At 59.7% G+C, this 16,535-nt stretch carries 17 protein-coding genes; 8 read left to right on the top strand and 9 right to left on the bottom strand.

Features of this window, described 5'->3' with window-relative positions; all coding sequences use genetic code 11:
• Nucleotides 1–3 precede the first annotated feature (3 nt).
• Genes FBAL_RS10250 through cmoA form a run of 3 tightly spaced genes read right to left on the bottom strand, consistent with a single transcriptional unit; the run spans nt 4 to nt 2,487 of the window.
• Nucleotides 4–765 (bottom strand): ATP-dependent zinc protease family protein, encoded by a 762-nt coding sequence (locus FBAL_RS10250; protein ID WP_013345522.1) that lies wholly within the window; start codon nt 763–765, stop codon nt 4–6.
• Nucleotides 766–775: 10 nt separating this feature from the next.
• Nucleotides 776–1,759, bottom strand: a complete 984-nt coding sequence (gene cmoB / locus FBAL_RS10245; RefSeq protein WP_041251265.1) for a tRNA 5-methoxyuridine(34)/uridine 5-oxyacetic acid(34) synthase CmoB — start codon at nt 1,757–1,759, stop codon at nt 776–778.
• Entirely contained in the window at nt 1,756–2,487 is a 732-nt protein-coding gene (gene cmoA, locus FBAL_RS10240; protein WP_013345520.1) for a carboxy-S-adenosyl-L-methionine synthase CmoA, read from the bottom strand. The genes cmoB and cmoA overlap by 4 nt, the downstream gene beginning before the upstream one ends.
• Nucleotides 2,488–2,657: 170 nt before the next feature.
• On the opposite strand from cmoA, the gene FBAL_RS10235 reads away from it, so the two are divergent.
• The 4 genes from FBAL_RS10235 (at nt 2,658) to ruvC (ending at nt 8,563) form a co-directional block, all read left to right on the top strand.
• Nucleotides 2,658–5,327, top strand: a complete 2,670-nt coding sequence (locus FBAL_RS10235) for a diguanylate cyclase domain-containing protein (protein ID WP_013345519.1) — start codon at nt 2,658–2,660, stop codon at nt 5,325–5,327.
• A gap of 139 nt (nt 5,328–5,466) precedes the next feature.
• On the top strand, nt 5,467–7,233 hold the full coding sequence (gene aspS / locus FBAL_RS10230) for an aspartate--tRNA ligase (protein ID WP_013345518.1): 1,767 nt from the start codon (nt 5,467–5,469) through the stop codon (nt 7,231–7,233).
• Nucleotides 7,234–7,290: 57 nt separating this feature from the next.
• Nucleotides 7,291–8,037 (top strand): YebC/PmpR family DNA-binding transcriptional regulator, encoded by a 747-nt coding sequence (locus FBAL_RS10225; protein ID WP_013345517.1) that lies wholly within the window; start codon nt 7,291–7,293, stop codon nt 8,035–8,037.
• Between the two features lie 4 nt (nt 8,038–8,041).
• The gene (gene ruvC / locus FBAL_RS10220; RefSeq protein WP_013345516.1) at nt 8,042–8,563 is read left to right on the top strand and encodes a crossover junction endodeoxyribonuclease RuvC; all 522 of its coding nucleotides are present in this window, start codon (nt 8,042–8,044) and stop codon (nt 8,561–8,563) included.
• Between the two features lie 71 nt (nt 8,564–8,634).
• Here the strand turns inward: ruvC and FBAL_RS10215 are convergent, their stop codons facing one another.
• Nucleotides 8,635–9,105 carry a DUF4920 domain-containing protein gene (locus tag FBAL_RS10215; RefSeq protein WP_013345515.1) on the bottom strand — a complete coding sequence of 157 codons (471 nt, stop codon included), beginning with the start codon at nt 9,103–9,105 and terminating at the stop codon, nt 8,635–8,637.
• A gap of 268 nt (nt 9,106–9,373) precedes the next feature.
• Here FBAL_RS10215 and ruvA point away from each other — a divergent pair, with 268 nt between their 5' ends.
• Both ruvA and ruvB read left to right on the top strand, forming a co-directional pair.
• Entirely contained in the window at nt 9,374–9,997 is a 624-nt protein-coding gene (gene ruvA, locus FBAL_RS10210) for a Holliday junction branch migration protein RuvA (protein ID WP_013345514.1), read from the top strand.
• Between the two features lie 10 nt (nt 9,998–10,007).
• On the top strand, nt 10,008–11,018 hold the full coding sequence (ruvB, locus tag FBAL_RS10205; protein WP_013345513.1) for a Holliday junction branch migration DNA helicase RuvB: 1,011 nt from the start codon (nt 10,008–10,010) through the stop codon (nt 11,016–11,018).
• A gap of 31 nt (nt 11,019–11,049) precedes the next feature.
• Here the strand turns inward: ruvB and FBAL_RS10200 are convergent, their stop codons facing one another.
• The 4 genes from FBAL_RS10200 to FBAL_RS10185 form a co-directional block, all read right to left on the bottom strand.
• A complete protein-coding gene (locus FBAL_RS10200; RefSeq protein ID WP_013345512.1) occupies nt 11,050–11,397 on the bottom strand; it encodes a DUF1294 domain-containing protein in 348 nt (115 codons plus the stop codon).
• 36 nt (nt 11,398–11,433) lie between these two features.
• Nucleotides 11,434–11,847 (bottom strand): lactoylglutathione lyase, encoded by a 414-nt coding sequence (gloA, locus tag FBAL_RS10195; protein WP_013345511.1) that lies wholly within the window; start codon nt 11,845–11,847, stop codon nt 11,434–11,436.
• Nucleotides 11,848–12,221: 374 nt separating this feature from the next.
• Nucleotides 12,222–12,692 (bottom strand): YbjN domain-containing protein, encoded by a 471-nt coding sequence (locus FBAL_RS10190; RefSeq protein ID WP_013345510.1) that lies wholly within the window; start codon nt 12,690–12,692, stop codon nt 12,222–12,224.
• 151 nt (nt 12,693–12,843) lie between these two features.
• Entirely contained in the window at nt 12,844–13,878 is a 1,035-nt protein-coding gene (locus tag FBAL_RS10185) for a Glu/Leu/Phe/Val dehydrogenase dimerization domain-containing protein (protein ID WP_013345509.1), read from the bottom strand.
• 203 nt (nt 13,879–14,081) lie between these two features.
• Here FBAL_RS10185 and FBAL_RS10180 point away from each other — a divergent pair, with 203 nt between their 5' ends.
• Complete coding sequence (locus FBAL_RS10180) at nt 14,082–14,504, top strand: DUF4826 family protein (RefSeq protein ID WP_013345508.1); 423 nt, start codon at nt 14,082–14,084, stop codon at nt 14,502–14,504.
• Nucleotides 14,505–14,898: 394 nt separating this feature from the next.
• Nucleotides 14,899–15,309 carry a hypothetical protein gene (locus FBAL_RS10175; protein ID WP_013345507.1) on the top strand — a complete coding sequence of 137 codons (411 nt, stop codon included), beginning with the start codon at nt 14,899–14,901 and terminating at the stop codon, nt 15,307–15,309.
• Between the two features lie 69 nt (nt 15,310–15,378).
• Here FBAL_RS10175 and FBAL_RS10170 read toward each other — a convergent pair whose 3' ends face one another.
• Nucleotides 15,379–16,500, bottom strand: coding sequence for a ribosomal protein uL16 3-hydroxylase (locus FBAL_RS10170; protein WP_013345506.1), 1,122 nt, complete (start codon nt 16,498–16,500; stop codon nt 15,379–15,381).
• Nucleotides 16,501–16,535 lie beyond the last annotated feature (35 nt).

Here is a 16,535-nt window from a genome sequence, read left to right as displayed (position 1 = left end):
TCCTTATTCAGCAGTCTGGCTGCCGTCTCCGGAGTGAATGTATTTGCGGCTGACGTCAACCACGGCGATGTCCTGGAAGAATTTGCGACCCAGCAGCACCGGGTACTCCATGTGGGAGCGATCGGTCAGGTTGAGCTCCGCTTCGGTGACGTAGTCGCCCAGACGGATACGAGCACGGATAACCGGGCGGCGCTGGGGCTCGTCACTGGAGGCTTTCTTGATATTGACGAAGCGGGCGACGCGGGCCTCCACGGTGGTGCCCGGCGCTTCCTCTTCACCTTCAGCCGGTCGCTCGGCGGGAATATCAAAACGCACCCACTGTTCGCCATTACGCTCGAACAGGCGGATGTTGGTGGCACTGATGGAGGAGGTGACGGCACCGGTATCCACACGGGCGTCGTAGGCCTGGCCGACCTCCTGGATGTAGACACGCTCCACTTCACCCAGAACGAACTTGTCGCCCAGGTTGTTCGGGTCTTCCGGCAGTTCAGGGCAGGTGATCTGGGGGCCGGTTGCTTTTTCGGCCAGCGCCAGCAGGCCCACGTTCATGCCATTCAGCTCTGCCAGCACCTTGGTCTGGTAGTCAGCGGTGGCCGCAACTTCGGAATCGCAACGCTTAACCAGCATGGTTTCAATTTGAGCCAGCTGGGTTTCCATGGCGTTGTTGAGTTGCTGCTCGGTCGCTGGCGGGACCGCTTTCTGCATGGCGCAACCGCCAGTCAGCATGGCGGCGAGAACCAGGGCCAAGGAACCTGCGTGCTTCATCTTATCTTCCTTATCCGGTATTAGAGGCTTTATTGGCAATAATAATGGCGCGTTTGGGGGCTGGGTAACCCTCGACGGTACGGCTGGAGTCGTTGGGATCCAGATAGTCCGCCAGAGACTCGTTGGTCATCCAGTCGGTGCGACGCTGCTCCTCAACGGTGGTGATCGCTTCGTCCACCAGGCGGACATTTTCAAATCCACATTTCCGCAGCCACAGCATCAGCGCTTTTGATGAGGGAATGTACCAGACATTGTTCATCTTGCCATAGCGGTCAGTGGGAACAAGTACCTGATTTTCATCGCCATCAATGACGAGTGTTTCGAGAATCAGTTCGCCGCCGGCATTGAGTTGGTCCTGCAGCTGCAAAAGGTGGTCAATGGGGGAGCGGCGATGGTAGAGCACGCCCATGGAGAACACGGTATCAAAGGCGTGCAGCGGCGGCAGATCCTGGATCCCCAGAGGCAACAGATGGATATCGTCGTGGCCACCGTACAGTTTTTTGACCGCCTCGAACTGAGCCAGAAACAGGTCAGAGGGATCGATACCCACGACCAGGTCAGCCCCTTCGCCGAGCATCCGCCACATGTGGTAACCGCTGCCACAACCGACATCGAGCACGGTGCGGTGTTGTAGCGGACTGATGTGCGGTTTGACCCGATCCCACTTCCAGTCGCTGCGCCACTCGGTATCGATGTGGATGCCATAGAGGTGGAAGGGGCCTTTGCGCCAGGGGTGGAGGCAACGCAGCAGGTTGTTCACCTTGTCCACTTCGCCGCTGCTGAGCTCATCGGCAGAGCCGATGCGCACTTCGCTGCTCAGTTCCCGCAGTGCGGGGGTGCGGTCGGGCAGTTTGGCCAGCACTTTCTCCCACTTGGGGAACTGACCATTGCGGTGAAAACGGCGCCACTGGGAGAGCTGGGCCGGAGCCGTCTCCAGCCAATGACTCAGCTTGCTGCCCGCGATGCGTTGATAGAAACGTGCGAAATCCATTATTTAATCGCCACCATAGAAGCAAAGTTGTAGCACTGGAACCACAGGTCGGACTGGCTGAATCCCGCCGCCTGGAATCGGGCCTTGTGCTGCTCCACGGTGTCGGGACGCATCACATTTTCCAGGGCATTACGCTTTTGGCTGATCTCCAGCTCGGAGTAGCCGTTGGCCCGTTTAAAATCCAGGTGCAGGTCATCCAGCAACTGGTGGATCGCCGGTTGGCTGAACACCAGTTTCTCCGATACCACCAGCAGGCCACCGGGCACCATGCCCTGGTAGATTTTGGCCAGCAGGGCGTCGCGGTCATCGGGTGCCAGGAACTGCAGGGTGAAGTTCAGTACCACCATTGAGGCGTTCTCGATCTCGATGTCGCGGATGTCAGCACAAACCAGGTCTACCGGAATGGGGCTTACAAAGGCGTCGAGGTGGTCGCGGGCGCGCTTTACCATCGCTTCGGAGTTGTCGACGGCGACCATGGTGACATCGCGGTCAGCCAGGGCACGACGGATGGAGCTGGTGGCGGCCCCGAGAGAGCAGCCGAGGTCGTATACCCGGGTACCGGGTTGCACCACTTTGTCGGCCATCTCACCGAGTGTATGCAGGATCTGCCCGTAACCCGGGATGGAGCGGGAGATCATATCCGGAAATACCGACGCGACTTTGTCGTCGAATCGGAAGTCAGCCACTTTCGCCAGCGGCTTAGAGAAAATACGGTCTTGTTCGGAGGTCATGATAGCTTCCTGAATGAACAAAAAATATTGTAGCGGTGGGGGGGGAAAGGCGGCAACCTGCACCGTAGACAGACGCGATAGGACGGTTAATATAGACCCAACCTGAGCAAGTTATCGCCAGTGACAGGATGTCGCTGGCTTGCCACTGCGGATGTACACAAGGATATGTCGTGTTCCGAGTCGTAATATGGCCCCTGCTGGCCACCCTGTTTTTCAGTGCCGCTGCTCTGGCGACACAACCTGACCCATTGCGTATCGCGGTGTCTCGCGACAGTTACCCCTACCAATACCAGAACGCCGAAGGCCAACCTGCGGGATACCTGGTGGACTTTTGGCGGCGTTGGTCTCAACAAACCGGGCATCCGGTTGAGTTTTCCCTGAAAAGCTGGCCGCAGAGTATATCCGCCCTGCAGCAGGGCGACGTTGATCTGCATGCAGGATTGGCGCAATCGCCCAGCCGGGAAGAGAAATTCGCCCTGAGCGACCCCCTGTTGACCGTTCCGCTGAAGCTGTTTGTGCACCGAGACCTGCCGGATTTGGCCGGATTGAACGAGGTGACACCCTATCGCATCGGCGTGGTGGCGCGTTCCATTCATGAGGAGTTGTTGCTGCACCATCTGCCGGACCCGGCGCTGGTGCGGTACCCCAGCCGGGATGCACTGTTAAACGCGGCACTGACCGGCGAAGTGCAGGTGTTTACCAATCTGGATGGCTATCTGCAGCACTCCGATCGGCAAAGTCAGGTATCCCGATTGTATCCTGCTTATAAGCGCCTTTCTCTGGCTCAGATCCCGGTGTCTGCGGCGTTACCTAAAGCGCATGCCGAGCGCCTGCCGGAACTGAATCGTTCGTTGGCCCTGCTGGACAGCAACGTCCGCGAGGTACTGAGCCGGAGGTGGCTGGGACAGAGCGACCCGCAGGCGCCCCTGAAGATCGGCGTGATCAGCGATATGCCACCACTGATGTATACCGGTGAAGGGGGGCGGGCCAGTGGCTTGTTGGTAGACCTGTGGCGGGCCTGGTCAATGAACAGCGGCGTAGAGGTGCAGTTTGTCCCCGCCGGTCTGGGGCCGGCTGGCCTGACCGCGTTGCGGCAGGGGGAGCTGGACCTGTTCGCCGGCCACGTTGCTGCTGAAGTGGGCAAGTTGGGGCTGGAAAAGGCCTATGAACTGCACGCCGTCAACAGCGTATTGGTCACCCATGGCGATGATGCCCCGGCGTTATTGGCGAATCCGGAAGCCGCACTTGGTGTTTACGCCAATGCCGGTTATGAAAGTTGGCTCAGCGGCCGGTATCCGGGGCGTATCCGCTTTACTTCAGACCGTCCCAAAGAGTTACTCAGCAAACTGCTGCAACACAAAGTGGATGGTGTGTTGCTGCCGGCGCCGCTGCTTCCGCCCTTACCCGAGTCATTGATTGCCAGCCCGATGGCAAGCCCGGAGGTGGCCATGAATGTGCTGGTGGCTACAGGCGATCAGGCGTTGGCTGAACGCGTTAAGCGGGGCTTTGCTGACTTGCCCGCGCAGCAGGTCGCTGCCCTGAAGCAGTACTGGGATAGCGGTGAGGGGACCGGGTTTCACGGCAGCATCGGGCGCCCCCTGGTGACCGATACCACGCCGTGGCTGGTCAACCGAGCAGGGACGCCCGACTGGGCCTGGCAGGCACTGGAGCTGGATCAGGCACTCAATCAGCTCGGTCGAATACTGGGCGTCATTCTGCGCGTCGGCGGTGAGGCGGAGCGCAACGATGATTCATCACTTCAGTTGCGGATGGCGCCCGTCCCCAGCCCACTGGAGTCCGTGCCCCGGCCCCTGATGATGCTTAATTATCTGCTGATCAGCGAAGACCGCATCGCCACCCCTTCGGCGGTCAACACCCTCAGGCAGCCCTTAGTGCTGCTTGGCAACAGTCCGGCAGCGGTGTGGGTGCGTGAACACTACCCGAGTCTGGCGGTTAAGCGGGTCCGGGATCGGGCCCAGGCATTGACGGCGTTGGAGGAGGGTGGCGCATTGCTGATCTCAGCGGCGCAGTGGCGCAGCTGGGAGGTCACTCAGCCACAGCTGAACTTTGCGGTGCCATCCAATCCGCCCCGTATTGGGCTTTACCTCGATCTGCCCCCAAATATGAGCCAGTGGCAGGAGGCGCTGAATCAAGGCCTGTCAGTGCTCGACTGGCAGGGCACCCGGCCGGGCTTGGCGGATGTACAGCCAGCGTCGGCCGGGCGTACCGTTGCGGTGTGGTTTGCCGCGTTGGTGATTCTTCTTCTGGCAGCGGGTTTTATTCTGCTCTACCGCCAATGGCGCTGGGAACAGTTACAGCGGCGCCAGTTGCTGACCCAACAGAATGCGCGCGATGGGTTTGATTCGGTTACCGGCTTGCCGGGGCGCAGTATGTTGGATGACCGTTTGAGTCAGGCACTGTTGGCGCATGGCCGTGAGCATCGCCAGATGGCGGTGCTGGTGCTTGACCTGGATGGGTTTGGCCAACTCAATCGGCGCCTGGGGTGGGATAAGGGCGATAAGCTGTTGGCCCTGGTCGCCAACCGTTGGCGCACCGGCGTGCGTCGCTCCGACACCCTGGCCCGGTTACAGGGGGACCAGTTCGTGGCGATTCTCAACCAGGTCAAGAACGTGGCGGCGGCCCGTCACGTTGCCGAGATGCTGATGATGGAGCTGGAACAGCCCTTTGAGCTCGATGGCAAGTCGATTCAGCTCAGCGCCAGCATCGGCGTTGCGGTGTTCCCGCAGCACGGTGCAGACCCGGTCAGTTTGTTACAGGCAGCGGACCTGCAATTGAGGCTGGTGAAGGGGCAGGGCGGTGCTGGCTACCAAGTTGCCTGAACATTGACCAATAGCGCGCTGTAGCGCGCCCTTTGGCCTTCTGATTGCGCCATTTTTTCTCTATAATCCCCGCTTTGCCCATTTTCCCGGCGAGGGCCCCTGGGCCCTCTCTCACCAGCATTGAATACAGGAGCTGTCGATGCGCAGCCATTACTGCGGACACGTTACCGAAACGCTTATCGGACAAGAAGTTACCCTGGTCGGTTGGGTTAACCGCCGTCGCGACCTGGGTGGTGTGATTTTCCTGGACCTGCGCGATCGCGAAGGGATTGTGCAGGTTGTGTACGATCCGGACCTGCCGGAAGTGTTCGAAACCGCGTCCAGCCTCCGTGGTGAGTTCTGCGTACAGGTGAAAGGCCTGGTACGTGGCCGCCCGGAAAGCCAGGTAAACGCCAACATGACCACCGGTGCCATCGAGGTACTGGGTCGTGAGCTGACCATCATCAACAAGGCTGAGCCGCTGCCGATCGACTTCAACACCGATGTGTCTGAAGAGCAGCGTCTGAAGTACCGCTACCTGGATCTGCGTCGTCCGGAGATGGCGGAGAAGATGAAGTTCCGTGCCCGTTTCACTTCCGAAGTGCGTCGTTTCCTCGACGACCAGGGCTTTATGGATGTGGAAACCCCGATCCTGACCGCCGCCACCCCGGAAGGTGCCCGTGACTACCTGGTGCCGAGCCGTACCCACAAGGGTCAGTTCTTCGCACTGCCGCAGTCCCCTCAGCTGTTCAAGCAGTTGCTGATGATGTCCGGCATGGACCGCTACTACCAGATCGTGAAGTGCTTCCGCGACGAAGACCTGCGTGCTGACCGTCAGCCGGAATTCACCCAGATCGATATCGAAACCTCTTTCATGACCGCGGAAGAGGTGATGGCGGTTACTGAAGCGATGATCCGCACCATCTTCAAGAAGATGCTGAACGTCGACCTGCCGCAGTTCCCGCACATGAGCTACGAAGAAGCGATGCGTCGCTACGGTTCCGACAAGCCGGATCTGCGTAACCCGCTGGAACTGACCGACGTGGCTGACCTGCTGGCCGATGTGGAGTTCAAAGTGTTCTCCGGCCCGGCTAACGATCCGGAAGGCCGCGTTGCCGCGCTGCGCATCCCGGGCGGTGCCAGCCTGTCCCGTAAGCAGATCGACGACTACACCAAGTTTGTCGGCATCTACGGCGCCAAGGGCCTGGCCTGGATGAAGGTCAACGAAACCGGTAAGGGCATCGAAGGCGTTCAGTCTCCGGTGGCCAAGTTCCTGTCTGACGACATCGTTAACGCCATCATCGAGCGCACCGGCGCCGTGGCTAACGACATCGTGCTGTTTGGTGCCGATGACGCCAAAGTGGTGGCCGATGCCATGGGCGCGCTGCGTCTGAAGGCCGGTGAAGACTTCGGCCTGGTGGCGGAAGGCTGGGCACCGCTGTGGGTGGTCGACTTCCCGATGTTCGAGAAGGCCGACGGTCGTTACTACGCGCTGCACCACCCCTTCACTGCTCCGCGCGATATGACTCCGGAAGAGCTGGAAGCCAACCCGGACACCGCACTGTCCAACGCCTACGACATGGTGCTGAACGGTGTGGAAGTGGGTGGTGGTTCTGTCCGTATTCACCGTGCCGAGATGCAGTCTGCGGCGTTCCGCGTACTGGGCATCGACGACCAGGAAGCGAAAGAGAAGTTCGGCTTCCTGCTGGACGCGCTGAAGTACGGTACCCCGCCGCACGCCGGTCTGGCCTTTGGCCTGGACCGTCTGGTGATGCTGATGGTGGGCGCGGAATCCATCCGTGAAGTGATGGCGTTCCCGAAAACCACCACCGCCGCGTGTCCGCTGACCAGCGCACCGGGTTCCGCCAACCCCGAGCAACTGGTTGAGCTGGGCATCCAGCGCATCCCGGCCGAGAAAGCCGAGTAAGTGTTACCCCGACCGCCCGGCCTTGTCCGGGCGGTCTTGTTTTAACGGAGTGAAGCCATGGCAGGTCACAGTAAATGGGCCAATATCAAACACCGTAAAGCGGCACAGGACGCGAAGCGGGGCAAGATTTTCACCAAGCTGATCCGCGAACTGACGGTGTCAGCACGGGAGGGCGGCTCCGATGCCGACGCCAACCCGCGCCTGCGCGCCGCCATCGACAAAGCCCTCTCCAACAACATGACCCGTGACACCATTGAGCGCGCGGTGAAGCGGGGTGCCGGCGAACTGGAAGGCCAGGAGCTGGAAACCATCATCTACGAAGGCTATGGCCCGGGTGGCACTGCGGTGATGGTGGAAACCATGACCGACAACCGCAACCGCACCGTATCCGGTGTGCGCAGCGCTTTCAGTAAGTCCGGTGGCAACCTGGGCACCGACGGTTCGGTGGCGTACCTGTTTACCAAACAGGGCGTGATCTCCTACGAGCCGGGTACCGATGAGGAAGCGGTGATGGATGCCGCACTGGAAGCGGGTGCCGAAGATGTCGAAACCTCTGACGACGGTGCCATCGACGTGTACACCACGCCGGAGGCGTTTGGCTTTGTGAAGGACGCGCTGGACGCGGCGGGACTCACGGCGGTTAACGCTGAAGTGACCATGGTGCCCTCCACCAAGGCGGAGCTGGACCTGGATACCGCTCAAAAATTCTTACGCCTGATCGACGTACTGGAAGACCACGACGACGTTCAGGAGGTCTACCACAATGCCGACATCTCCGACGAGGTGATGGCGCAACTGGATTGATCGTGTGTCGGTAATTCTCGGTATCGATCCCGGCTCCCGCTTGACGGGTTACGGGGTGATTCGCTTTTGTGGCCGCCAGTTCCAGTATCTGGGCAGCGGCTGCATCCGCCTGCCGGAAACGGACCTGCCCAGCCGCCTCAAGATCATCTTCGACGGCGTGTCAGAGCTGGTTAAACAGTTTGAACCGGATGAGCTGGCAGTCGAGCGGGTGTTTATGGGCCGCAATGCCGATTCTGCGCTGAAACTGGGCCAGGCCCGGGGGGCAGCCATTGTCGCTGCTCTCAATGGTGGCCTGACCGTGTCGGAATACAGCCCCACCCAGGTGAAACAAGCGGTGGTTGGCACGGGTGGCGCCAAGAAGGAGCAGGTGCAGCATATGGTGAAACACCTGCTGAAACTGCCGGGAACGCCTCAGGCGGACGCCGCGGATGCGCTGGCCATCGCCATTACCCACGCCAATATGCAGCGCGGCCTGGTGGCGATGTCGGGCAAAGCCACCGCCCGAGTGGGCGGCCGGTACCGTTGACGGCGCGAGTGCCGGAAAATGGGCAATAAAAAAAGCAGGCTAGAGCCTGCTTTTTTGTCGGCGCCAAACGGTTATTGCGCCAGGATCTCAACCCCGGTGGGGGAGAGTTGGTACATCACCCGCGGCTCGGTGATGGTGGCCGGATCAAACTCCGTGCCTTGCTCTTCCGCCTGGTGGGCGTAAAAGGCGCGGGTTTGCTCCAGGTTCCAGCTCATCTTCTGCAGGGTGCCGGTGGCCAGAGCACGCTGCCCTTTGGCACTCACAGGAAACTCCATCACGCCGTCTTTCACTTTGACCCGAAGGTCCGGGTAGGCCGGGTCACTGGCGAGCGTCATCCAGCACCCCCGCTTTTGGCATACCGCGGTGATTTCGCCCTCAATCGTGACGGTCTTGCCGACGAAGTCGTCCGGTGACGCCATCAGGGTGGCCAGTGGCACCGTGGTGCTGGCATCGATGCCACTGCCGAAGGTCATGGCGGATCCCGCCCAGGTGGTGGTGCTGATCAACAGCAGACTCAGTAACAGATGTGATAATCGCTTCATGGTCGGACTCCATCGGCATAACGGCATTGACTGGACTCACTGTAACACAGCGTTAACCGAGCGCCATGAGCGACTGGGGGTAAAGGGTTTGCGCCTATGCCCCTGGACGGACAGGGCCATAGCGTTTACCGCGCCTGCGAGCATTGCAGGATGACGGCGCGGCCAAAAACCGCTACGATGACGCCATTACTGTAAATATGGACAGTGGTTTTGACTGTCCCCGGGCCGGAGCAGAATCCGGCCTGTTATCTGTTTTGGGAGAATGCCCGTGATTGGACGCCTGCGTGGACTGTTGGTAGAGAAAGCGGCACCGGAAGTGGTGCTGGAGTGTGGCGGCGTTGGTTACGAGGTGCAATTGCCGATGACCAGCTTCTACCAACTGCCGGAGCTGGGCAGCGAAGCGGTCATCTTTACTCACTTCGTGGTGCGGGAAGACGCTCAACTGCTCTATGGGTTTGCTTCTAAAGAGGAGCGGGCCCTGTTTCGCGAGCTGATCAAAACCAATGGTGTGGGGCCGAAAATGGCCCTGGGCATCCTGTCCGGCATGTCCGCCGAGCAGTTTGTTGATGCGGTGCAGGCGGAGAACATCACCGGCCTGACCAAGCTGCCGGGCGTGGGTAAGAAAACCGCTGAACGCCTGGTGGTGGAGATGCGTGACCGACTGAAGAATTTCGGTGGCCCGCTGCTGACCCCCTATGCCGACCGCCTTGCCGGTACCAACCCGACGGAGAACACCTTGGTGTCTGCGCCGGACCCGGAAGAGGATGCCATTGCCGCGCTGGTGGCCCTGGGCTACAAAGCACCGGCCGCCAGTAAGGTGGTCGCCAAGGTCGCGGCACCGGGGATGAGCTCGGAGCAGCTGATCCGCGATGCACTGAAAGCGATGCTGTGAGGGACCGGGGATGATTGAAGCGGATCGACTGGTCGCAGCACCCACTGCCAGCCGGGAGGAGGAGGTTATCGACCGCGCCATGCGGCCGAAGATGCTCACCGACTACACCGGCCAGGATGAAGCCAAGGCTCAGCTGGAGGTGTTTATCCAGGCCGCGCGCAACCGTGGCGAAGCCCTCGACCATCTGTTGATCTTCGGCCCGCCGGGTCTGGGGAAAACCACCCTGGCCAATATTGTGGCCAACGAGATGGGGGTGAACATCAAGTCCACCTCCGGTCCGGTACTGGAGAAGGCCGGCGATTTGGCGGCGCTGTTGACCAACCTGGAGCCCCACGATGTGCTGTTTATCGATGAGATCCATCGTCTGAGTCCGGTGGTGGAAGAGGTGCTCTATCCGGCGATGGAGGATTATCAGCTCGATATTATGATTGGAGAGGGCCCCGCGGCGCGCTCCATCAAGCTGGATCTCCCTCCGTTTACCCTGATTGGCGCTACCACCCGAGCGGGTGCATTGACCTCACCGTTGCGGGCCCGTTTTGGCATTCCTCTGCGGCTCGAGTTTTACAACGTCCGCGACCTGACCCAGATCGTCCAGCGCAGTGCTGAAGTGCTGGATCTCTCGATGGAAGGCGACGGTGCGGTAGAGATTGCCCGCCGCAGCCGGGGCACCCCGCGTATCGCTAACCGGCTGCTGCGCCGGGTACGCGATTTCGCTGAGGTGAAGTTTGATGGCGTGATCACGGCGGAGGTGGCGGCCAAAGCGCTGGACCTGCTGGACGTGGATAAAGAGGGTTTCGATTATCTGGACCGCAAACTGCTGACCACCATCATCGACAAGTTCAGCGGTGGCCCGGTAGGGCTGGAGAACCTGGCGGCAGCGATTGGTGAAGAGCGTGAAACCATCGAAGATGTGCTGGAGCCCTTCCTGATCCAGCAAGGCTTCCTGCAGCGCACGCCACGCGGGCGCATCGCCACCGACCGGGCCTATCAGCACTTTGGTTTGCCCGGCAAGGCCGAGTAAAAAAAACGCCAGCCCTCGGGCTGGCGTTTTATTACCAGGCGGGAAGGCCAAGCCTAGCGGCCAGTGGAGGCCAGGCGATGGCTGCCCACACCAGAAAGTGCAGTAACACGATGGCGAACAACACCCAAAGGTAGGATTTTTTTTGGGTCTTATGGCGAAACTGACGGGCACCAATCAAGGCGCCGGGCCAGCCACCCAACAACTCCAGGGTGTGCAGCAGCTTTTCCGGCAGGCGGTAGCCGCCGGTCAGCGCACGGCGCTTATCCAACCCGAAGGCCAGCACGGTCAGCAGACTGGCGGCCAGGTAAACCGGCAGGGCAACCAGTTGGCCGCTGATCATGATCAGGGCCAGAAACAGGGTAATGATGATGAGGGTCATGGTAATAAAAAGGGGCGTTGCCGCCCCTGTATTTGCTCAGGCGCCAACGCCTTCGCCGGCCTGATCACGCTGGATAAGTTCGATCTTGTAGCCGTCCGGATCTTCAACAAAGGCGATGTGGGTGCTGCCGCCCAGTACCGGGCCCGGCTCACGGGTGATGTTGCCGCCGGCCGCACGGATCTTATCGCAGGCGCTGTAGATGTCTTCAAAGCCCAGAGCGATGTGACCGAACGCGGTACCCATCTCGTAGTTCTCAACGCCCCAGTTGTAGGTCAGTTCGATGACGGCGTGGCCGTCTTTCTCTTCGCCGTAGCCAACAAACGCCAGGGTGTATTTGTATTCGTCGTTGGTGGACTGGCGCAGCAGAGTCATGCCGAGTACATCGGTGTAGAACTGAATGGAACGGTCCAGGTCGCCGACGCGCAGCATGGTATGCAGTACTTGTGACATGGTGGATAGCCTTTGCAAAACAACTTTTTGGGTTCTCAATACTAGCAGAATTTTCGTTGCGAAAAGACCGTTGTGATTACGCCGAACAGGGGTTGCCCGGTTGGGGAAAGACGCTGGGCTGCGCTGACCTAAAGCTGTGACCGGCTTCTCAATTCCCCGGGGTTGGGATAGTGATTCGACGCGCTGATCTTTACTCTATCCGTGGGGACAGCCAATTCGTAAGATTTGGAGAACGATCAGTGAATAAAGATCTGAAATTTGCCTTGGGTGCCACCGTTGGCAGCCTGTCAATGATTGTTGCCCTTGGGGCCATGATCTTTGCCTGATAAGCGAAAAACGCCAGCATAAGCTGGCGTTTTTTTTATCCCCACGACTCAGTGCATCATGGTTGGGCTGGGCGCTTCCACATCCTCTTCCGGGTAGAAGATGACGCCCATCTTTTTGACGTCATTCGCGACCTGTTCCATCTGCTCCATGCAGTCCCGCACAAAGTAGATAAACTGCGCTTCCTCGATGCCGGGGCGGATAGCCAGGTTATGGCACATCACCAGGCGCGGCAGGGTGTCGTCCACCATCTCCACAAAGATTTTCAGAGTGGGGTAGTGGGCATTTAGCCGGCCCAGCTCTGCATGGGCGGGCATAACGCCAGTGGGGCGCAGTTCGATGGAGGCGGAGCAGTAAACAAAGTCGCCTTCAATCTCGATCTTGGCATCGTAGATGCCGTTCATGTCCTGCAACTGAGGCAGGTGCAGGCCTTCGCAGCTGCTGCACAGGTAGTATTCGATCTGGTACTGCTCCAGCCACGCTTTCAGCATCTCGTGGTCTGGGATCGGTAGAGCCGGCATGGTGTTCTCTTTGGTCGCCTTAAAACGCAGCGGACAAGGATACTCCGAGATCGCATCGATTGCATCCGCTTTGCGGTTTACCGGGTTTTGGGCTCGAACGGACAGTAAAAAGGGGAGCCAACCGGCTCCCCTTAACCACGCAAAAAGACGTTTACTTCCTGGCCTTCTCGATGATGGCGCGGGCCATTTCATCAGCCACGACTGCGGTGGTTTTGCCGCTGTTGTCCGCTTCGTTGAAGATGGTCAGCAGGGTGTCGTAGATCTTACGCACCTTGGCTTCCGCTTTGTCGGCGTTGTAGTCACGCTCGAAGGAGACGTTAATGATGCCGCCGGCGTTGATGACGTAATCCGGGGCGTACAGAATGCCCTTTTCCTTCAGCACTTCACCGTGACGCGGCTCTGCCAACTGGTTGTTGGCGCAACCGGCGACGATGGTGGCCTTCAGTTGCGGGATGGTGGTGTCGTTGATGGTGGCACCCAGGGCGCACGGGGCGTACACATCCACATCCTGACGATAGATCTCATCCAGTGCCACGACCTCGGCACCAAACTCGGTGCGGGCGCGTTCCAGCTGAGTTTCGCTCAGGTCACACACCACCAGTTTGGCGCCAGCGTCGTGCAGGTGACGGCAGAGGTGGAAGCCGACATGGCCCAACCCCTGTACGGCAACTTTGATGCCTTCGAGGGAATCGATGCCGCGCTGGTGCTTCACCGCGGCTTTGATGCCGAGGAAGGTACCCAGAGCCGTGTAGGGAGAGGGATCGCCACTCTTGCCTTCCAGGCCCGCCATGTAGGGGGTTTCCTGGTGGGCAATCATGATGTCAGCAGTGGTGATGCCCACATCTTCGGCGGAGTAGTAGCGGCCACCCAGTGAGTCAACAAAGCGGCCGAAGGCGCGGAACAGCGCTTCGGACTTGTCTGACTTGGGATCGCCGATGATCACGGACTTGCCGCCACCGAACTCCAGGCCGGCCAGGGCGTTCTTGTAGGTCATGCCGCGGGACAGGCGCAGCACGTCGTTAATGGCGTCCTGCTCGGACTCATAGGGCCACATGCGGCAACCGCCGACGGCGGGGCCCAGGGTGGTGTCATGCACTGCGATGATCGCCTTCAGACCGGAGGCTTCATCGTGGACGAACATGATCTGTTCGTGGTGGTCAAAAGAGGGGTGCGAAAAGAGAGCCACGTTGCTTACTCCGTGCCGTTGAGGGCCTTGTAACTTGGCCCATTCGTTGTGATTATGGGGGCACCTTACCAGTGCAGCCCCCTGCCACCAAATCGGAGCAGTGGCCACCGGTAAGCGGACTGGAAAGGCAGCTTGACATTGACGTTAACGTCATGGAAAGCTCCGGTCTATTGATCTCCATCACAATTCGCCAGGAAGGGAAGATGACCGAGCAGGCAAACGTAGAACAACAACAAGCGGCCTGGGTGCGAGAGCAGTTTCAGAAAGCGAACAAGTTTATGGCAGAGAAGGGGATTCTGCCGGGCAAGGTGATCATGAAAGAGAGCCGCCATCTGGCGCCGATGATCGCCATCTGGAAAATCGAGGAGAACGGCCCCCGCAAACGCCGGTACTGGGTACTCAGCGGTGACCTGCCCACCGACATGGTGGCAGAAAGCGCGGCGCCGAATGCGCGGGAACTGGTTCGCCACTTTTCGCTGTCATGGCAGATGAAGGCGGAGAACCTGCTGCAGAGTCAGGATCCCACCCAGCAGCAGATGGCCCGCCTGCTGATCAACCGAGCGGAAGGCCTCGGCCAGATGCACCGTGATGATCGCATCTGGGGCGATATGCCTATGGTCAGCTGAAGGCCGCAGAGCTGACAGCATGAAAAAAGCTGGCCCCGAATTGGGGCCAGCTTTTTTTCTGTTTCGTGGCGATAGTGAAGCTCTCCCACCCGCAGAATCCAGTTGGATTTCGGCGCTTTCTGGCCATTGCAGTACCACGTAACATGAACTATCCATTAGGTTCTCAGTCTGCCTGAGAAGCAGGCCGTTAACGTCTTTACGCACGCGTTTTGGGATCGCCCTGATCTGTTCTCTCATCTTCAAAGAGGTCAACGCCGTGAAAACATTTACTGGTTCGCTCTGCTTGTCCGTTTTATCCACCGGATTTCTTTTGCTGTCAGTTTCGCCGTCCGCCCAGTCGGCGCCCAACAGTTGTTGGGGCGAGGCCACTCAAGCTTTTGCCCAACTTGGTGCCATGGGGGAGCACGCCAGTCAGCAAAGTAATCCCCGTCTGGGCCTCGCCAATACGGCCCGTGCACTGTTTGACCTTGGCGTGCTACCGGAGCCGACCATGGGCGCTTTGGCTGATTACCTGGCTGCCGAAACCGGTATCAGTCTGGACCGATGCCTGAATAACGCTAAGGCGGTCAGCGAAGCGGAAAACATGGCAGCAGGTAACGCAGCGTGTTGGGGCCAGGCGTCGGCGGTATTCGCACAGATGGGTATGATGGGGGAGCACTCCAGCTCATTTGATTCACCGCGCCTTGGTCTTCGTAATCTGGCCCGGACTTTGGCGGACCTCGGGGTGATCCCCGATGATTCAATGGCGTCACTGGGGGGCTTTGTTGCGGCTGAATTGAGCCTGGATATTGACGCCTGTATGTAACCTCACATCCACGAGTTGTGATAAAGAAAACCCGCTATCTGGTGATAGCGGGTTTTGCTTATAAGGCCCTCAGGACTCTAAGCGCCAGTAGCCAAGGTTCAGCCACGTCAGCAGCAGATCGGGCTGGGTTCGCCAGACTGGCGCCCATTCCGCGGTGGACAATGTTGGTGCCTGGCACAGACATTGAGCAGCAGACTTCAGCCCTTCGCTCAGTGAGTAGTCATCGCCATCCAGATAGAGGGTCAGTGTGTTATCGCCCTCCAGCTGCAACACCTTCAACCCTTCCAGCCTCACCAATTCCGCACCGTCCGCTAAAGCGGCGTCCACCTCTGCGGCCTGCAAGGGCGGTTGTGGCGGGCAGGGGGCGAGCTCAAACCGATTCTGGCTGAGGAGTCGGCCCAGGGTGTGTTGCCAGAGCCCGGGTTGCTCGAGCAGGGCCTGCACCATGCTAAGCATCTGGTGTTGCTGTTGCTGGCTCACCAGCGCGGGATTCTGATGCTCCTCGCTGGAGGTGAAGCGCTGCTGGCCCAATCCGAGGTCAACGGCGGTGTCCGCTACCGCGCTTAACAGCTCGGCCTGGCTGGGGGCACGATAGCCCAGCGAATAGGAGAGGGATGGGGTGAGGGTCTGGCCGCAGTGTGGATACCCCGGAGGGATGTAGAGCACATCACCCGGTGACATAACGGCGTCGATAATCGGATTGAAATCCTCGACCAGCGCCATACCGCCACTGTTAGGACGCGCAGCGTAATCCCCCTTAGGCCCGACCTGCCAGCGTCTCTCCCCCTCGCCCTGGATGATAAAGACGTCGTAGTTGTCGATATGGGGGCCGACACCGCCGCCGGGGGTGGCAAAGGAGATCATCAGGTCATCGAATCGCCAGTCCGGCAGGAAACGGAACGCGTGGCACAGTGCCTGTGCGTCAGGGTCATGGTGGTTGACCGCCTGCACCAGCAGTTGCCAGTTGGCCTCGCCCAGCTCGCTGTAATCCTCTCGGCCGCCGGGTTCGCTGCGCCATTGCGCACCGTCGCGCACGATGATGCGGCTACTGACGTCCTCCTCAAGGGCAAGGCCAGCAAGTTCATCCGGGCTGAGTGGGTCGACAAAGTCGGGCAGGGCGGCTTTGAACAGCGTGGGACGCTGCTGCCAGTAATGGGAAAGGAAGGTGCTGATGTCCAGATCCAGCTTCATGGTTGACCTCCTGTCGATACAACAACGCCGCCCGA

The organism is Ferrimonas balearica DSM 9799 (assembly GCF_000148645.1).
GTDB lineage: Bacteria > Pseudomonadota > Gammaproteobacteria > Enterobacterales > Shewanellaceae > Ferrimonas > Ferrimonas balearica.
This window is presented reverse-complemented; position numbering and strand designations above follow the sequence as displayed.

Coding starts and splice junctions, on each gene's coding strand:
- FBAL_RS10250 (WP_013345522.1), bottom strand. CDS start 765: ATGAAGCACGCAGGTTCCTTGGCCCTGGTTCTCGCCGCCATGCTGACT.
- cmoA (WP_013345520.1), bottom strand. CDS start 2,487: ATGACCTCCGAACAAGACCGTATTTTCTCTAAGCCGCTGGCGAAAGTG.
- aspS (WP_013345518.1), top strand. CDS start 5,467: ATGCGCAGCCATTACTGCGGACACGTTACCGAAACGCTTATCGGACAA.
- FBAL_RS10225 (WP_013345517.1), top strand. CDS start 7,291: ATGGCAGGTCACAGTAAATGGGCCAATATCAAACACCGTAAAGCGGCA.
- FBAL_RS10215 (WP_013345515.1), bottom strand. CDS start 9,105: ATGAAGCGATTATCACATCTGTTACTGAGTCTGCTGTTGATCAGCACC.
- ruvB (WP_013345513.1), top strand. CDS start 10,008: ATGATTGAAGCGGATCGACTGGTCGCAGCACCCACTGCCAGCCGGGAG.
- FBAL_RS10200 (WP_013345512.1), bottom strand. CDS start 11,397: ATGACCCTCATCATCATTACCCTGTTTCTGGCCCTGATCATGATCAGC.
- gloA (WP_013345511.1), bottom strand. CDS start 11,847: ATGTCACAAGTACTGCATACCATGCTGCGCGTCGGCGACCTGGACCGT.
- FBAL_RS10190 (WP_013345510.1), bottom strand. CDS start 12,692: ATGCCGGCTCTACCGATCCCAGACCACGAGATGCTGAAAGCGTGGCTG.
- FBAL_RS10180 (WP_013345508.1), top strand. CDS start 14,082: ATGACCGAGCAGGCAAACGTAGAACAACAACAAGCGGCCTGGGTGCGA.
- FBAL_RS10175 (WP_013345507.1), top strand. CDS start 14,899: ATGGGGGAGCACGCCAGTCAGCAAAGTAATCCCCGTCTGGGCCTCGCC.
- FBAL_RS10170 (WP_013345506.1), bottom strand. CDS start 16,500: ATGAAGCTGGATCTGGACATCAGCACCTTCCTTTCCCATTACTGGCAG.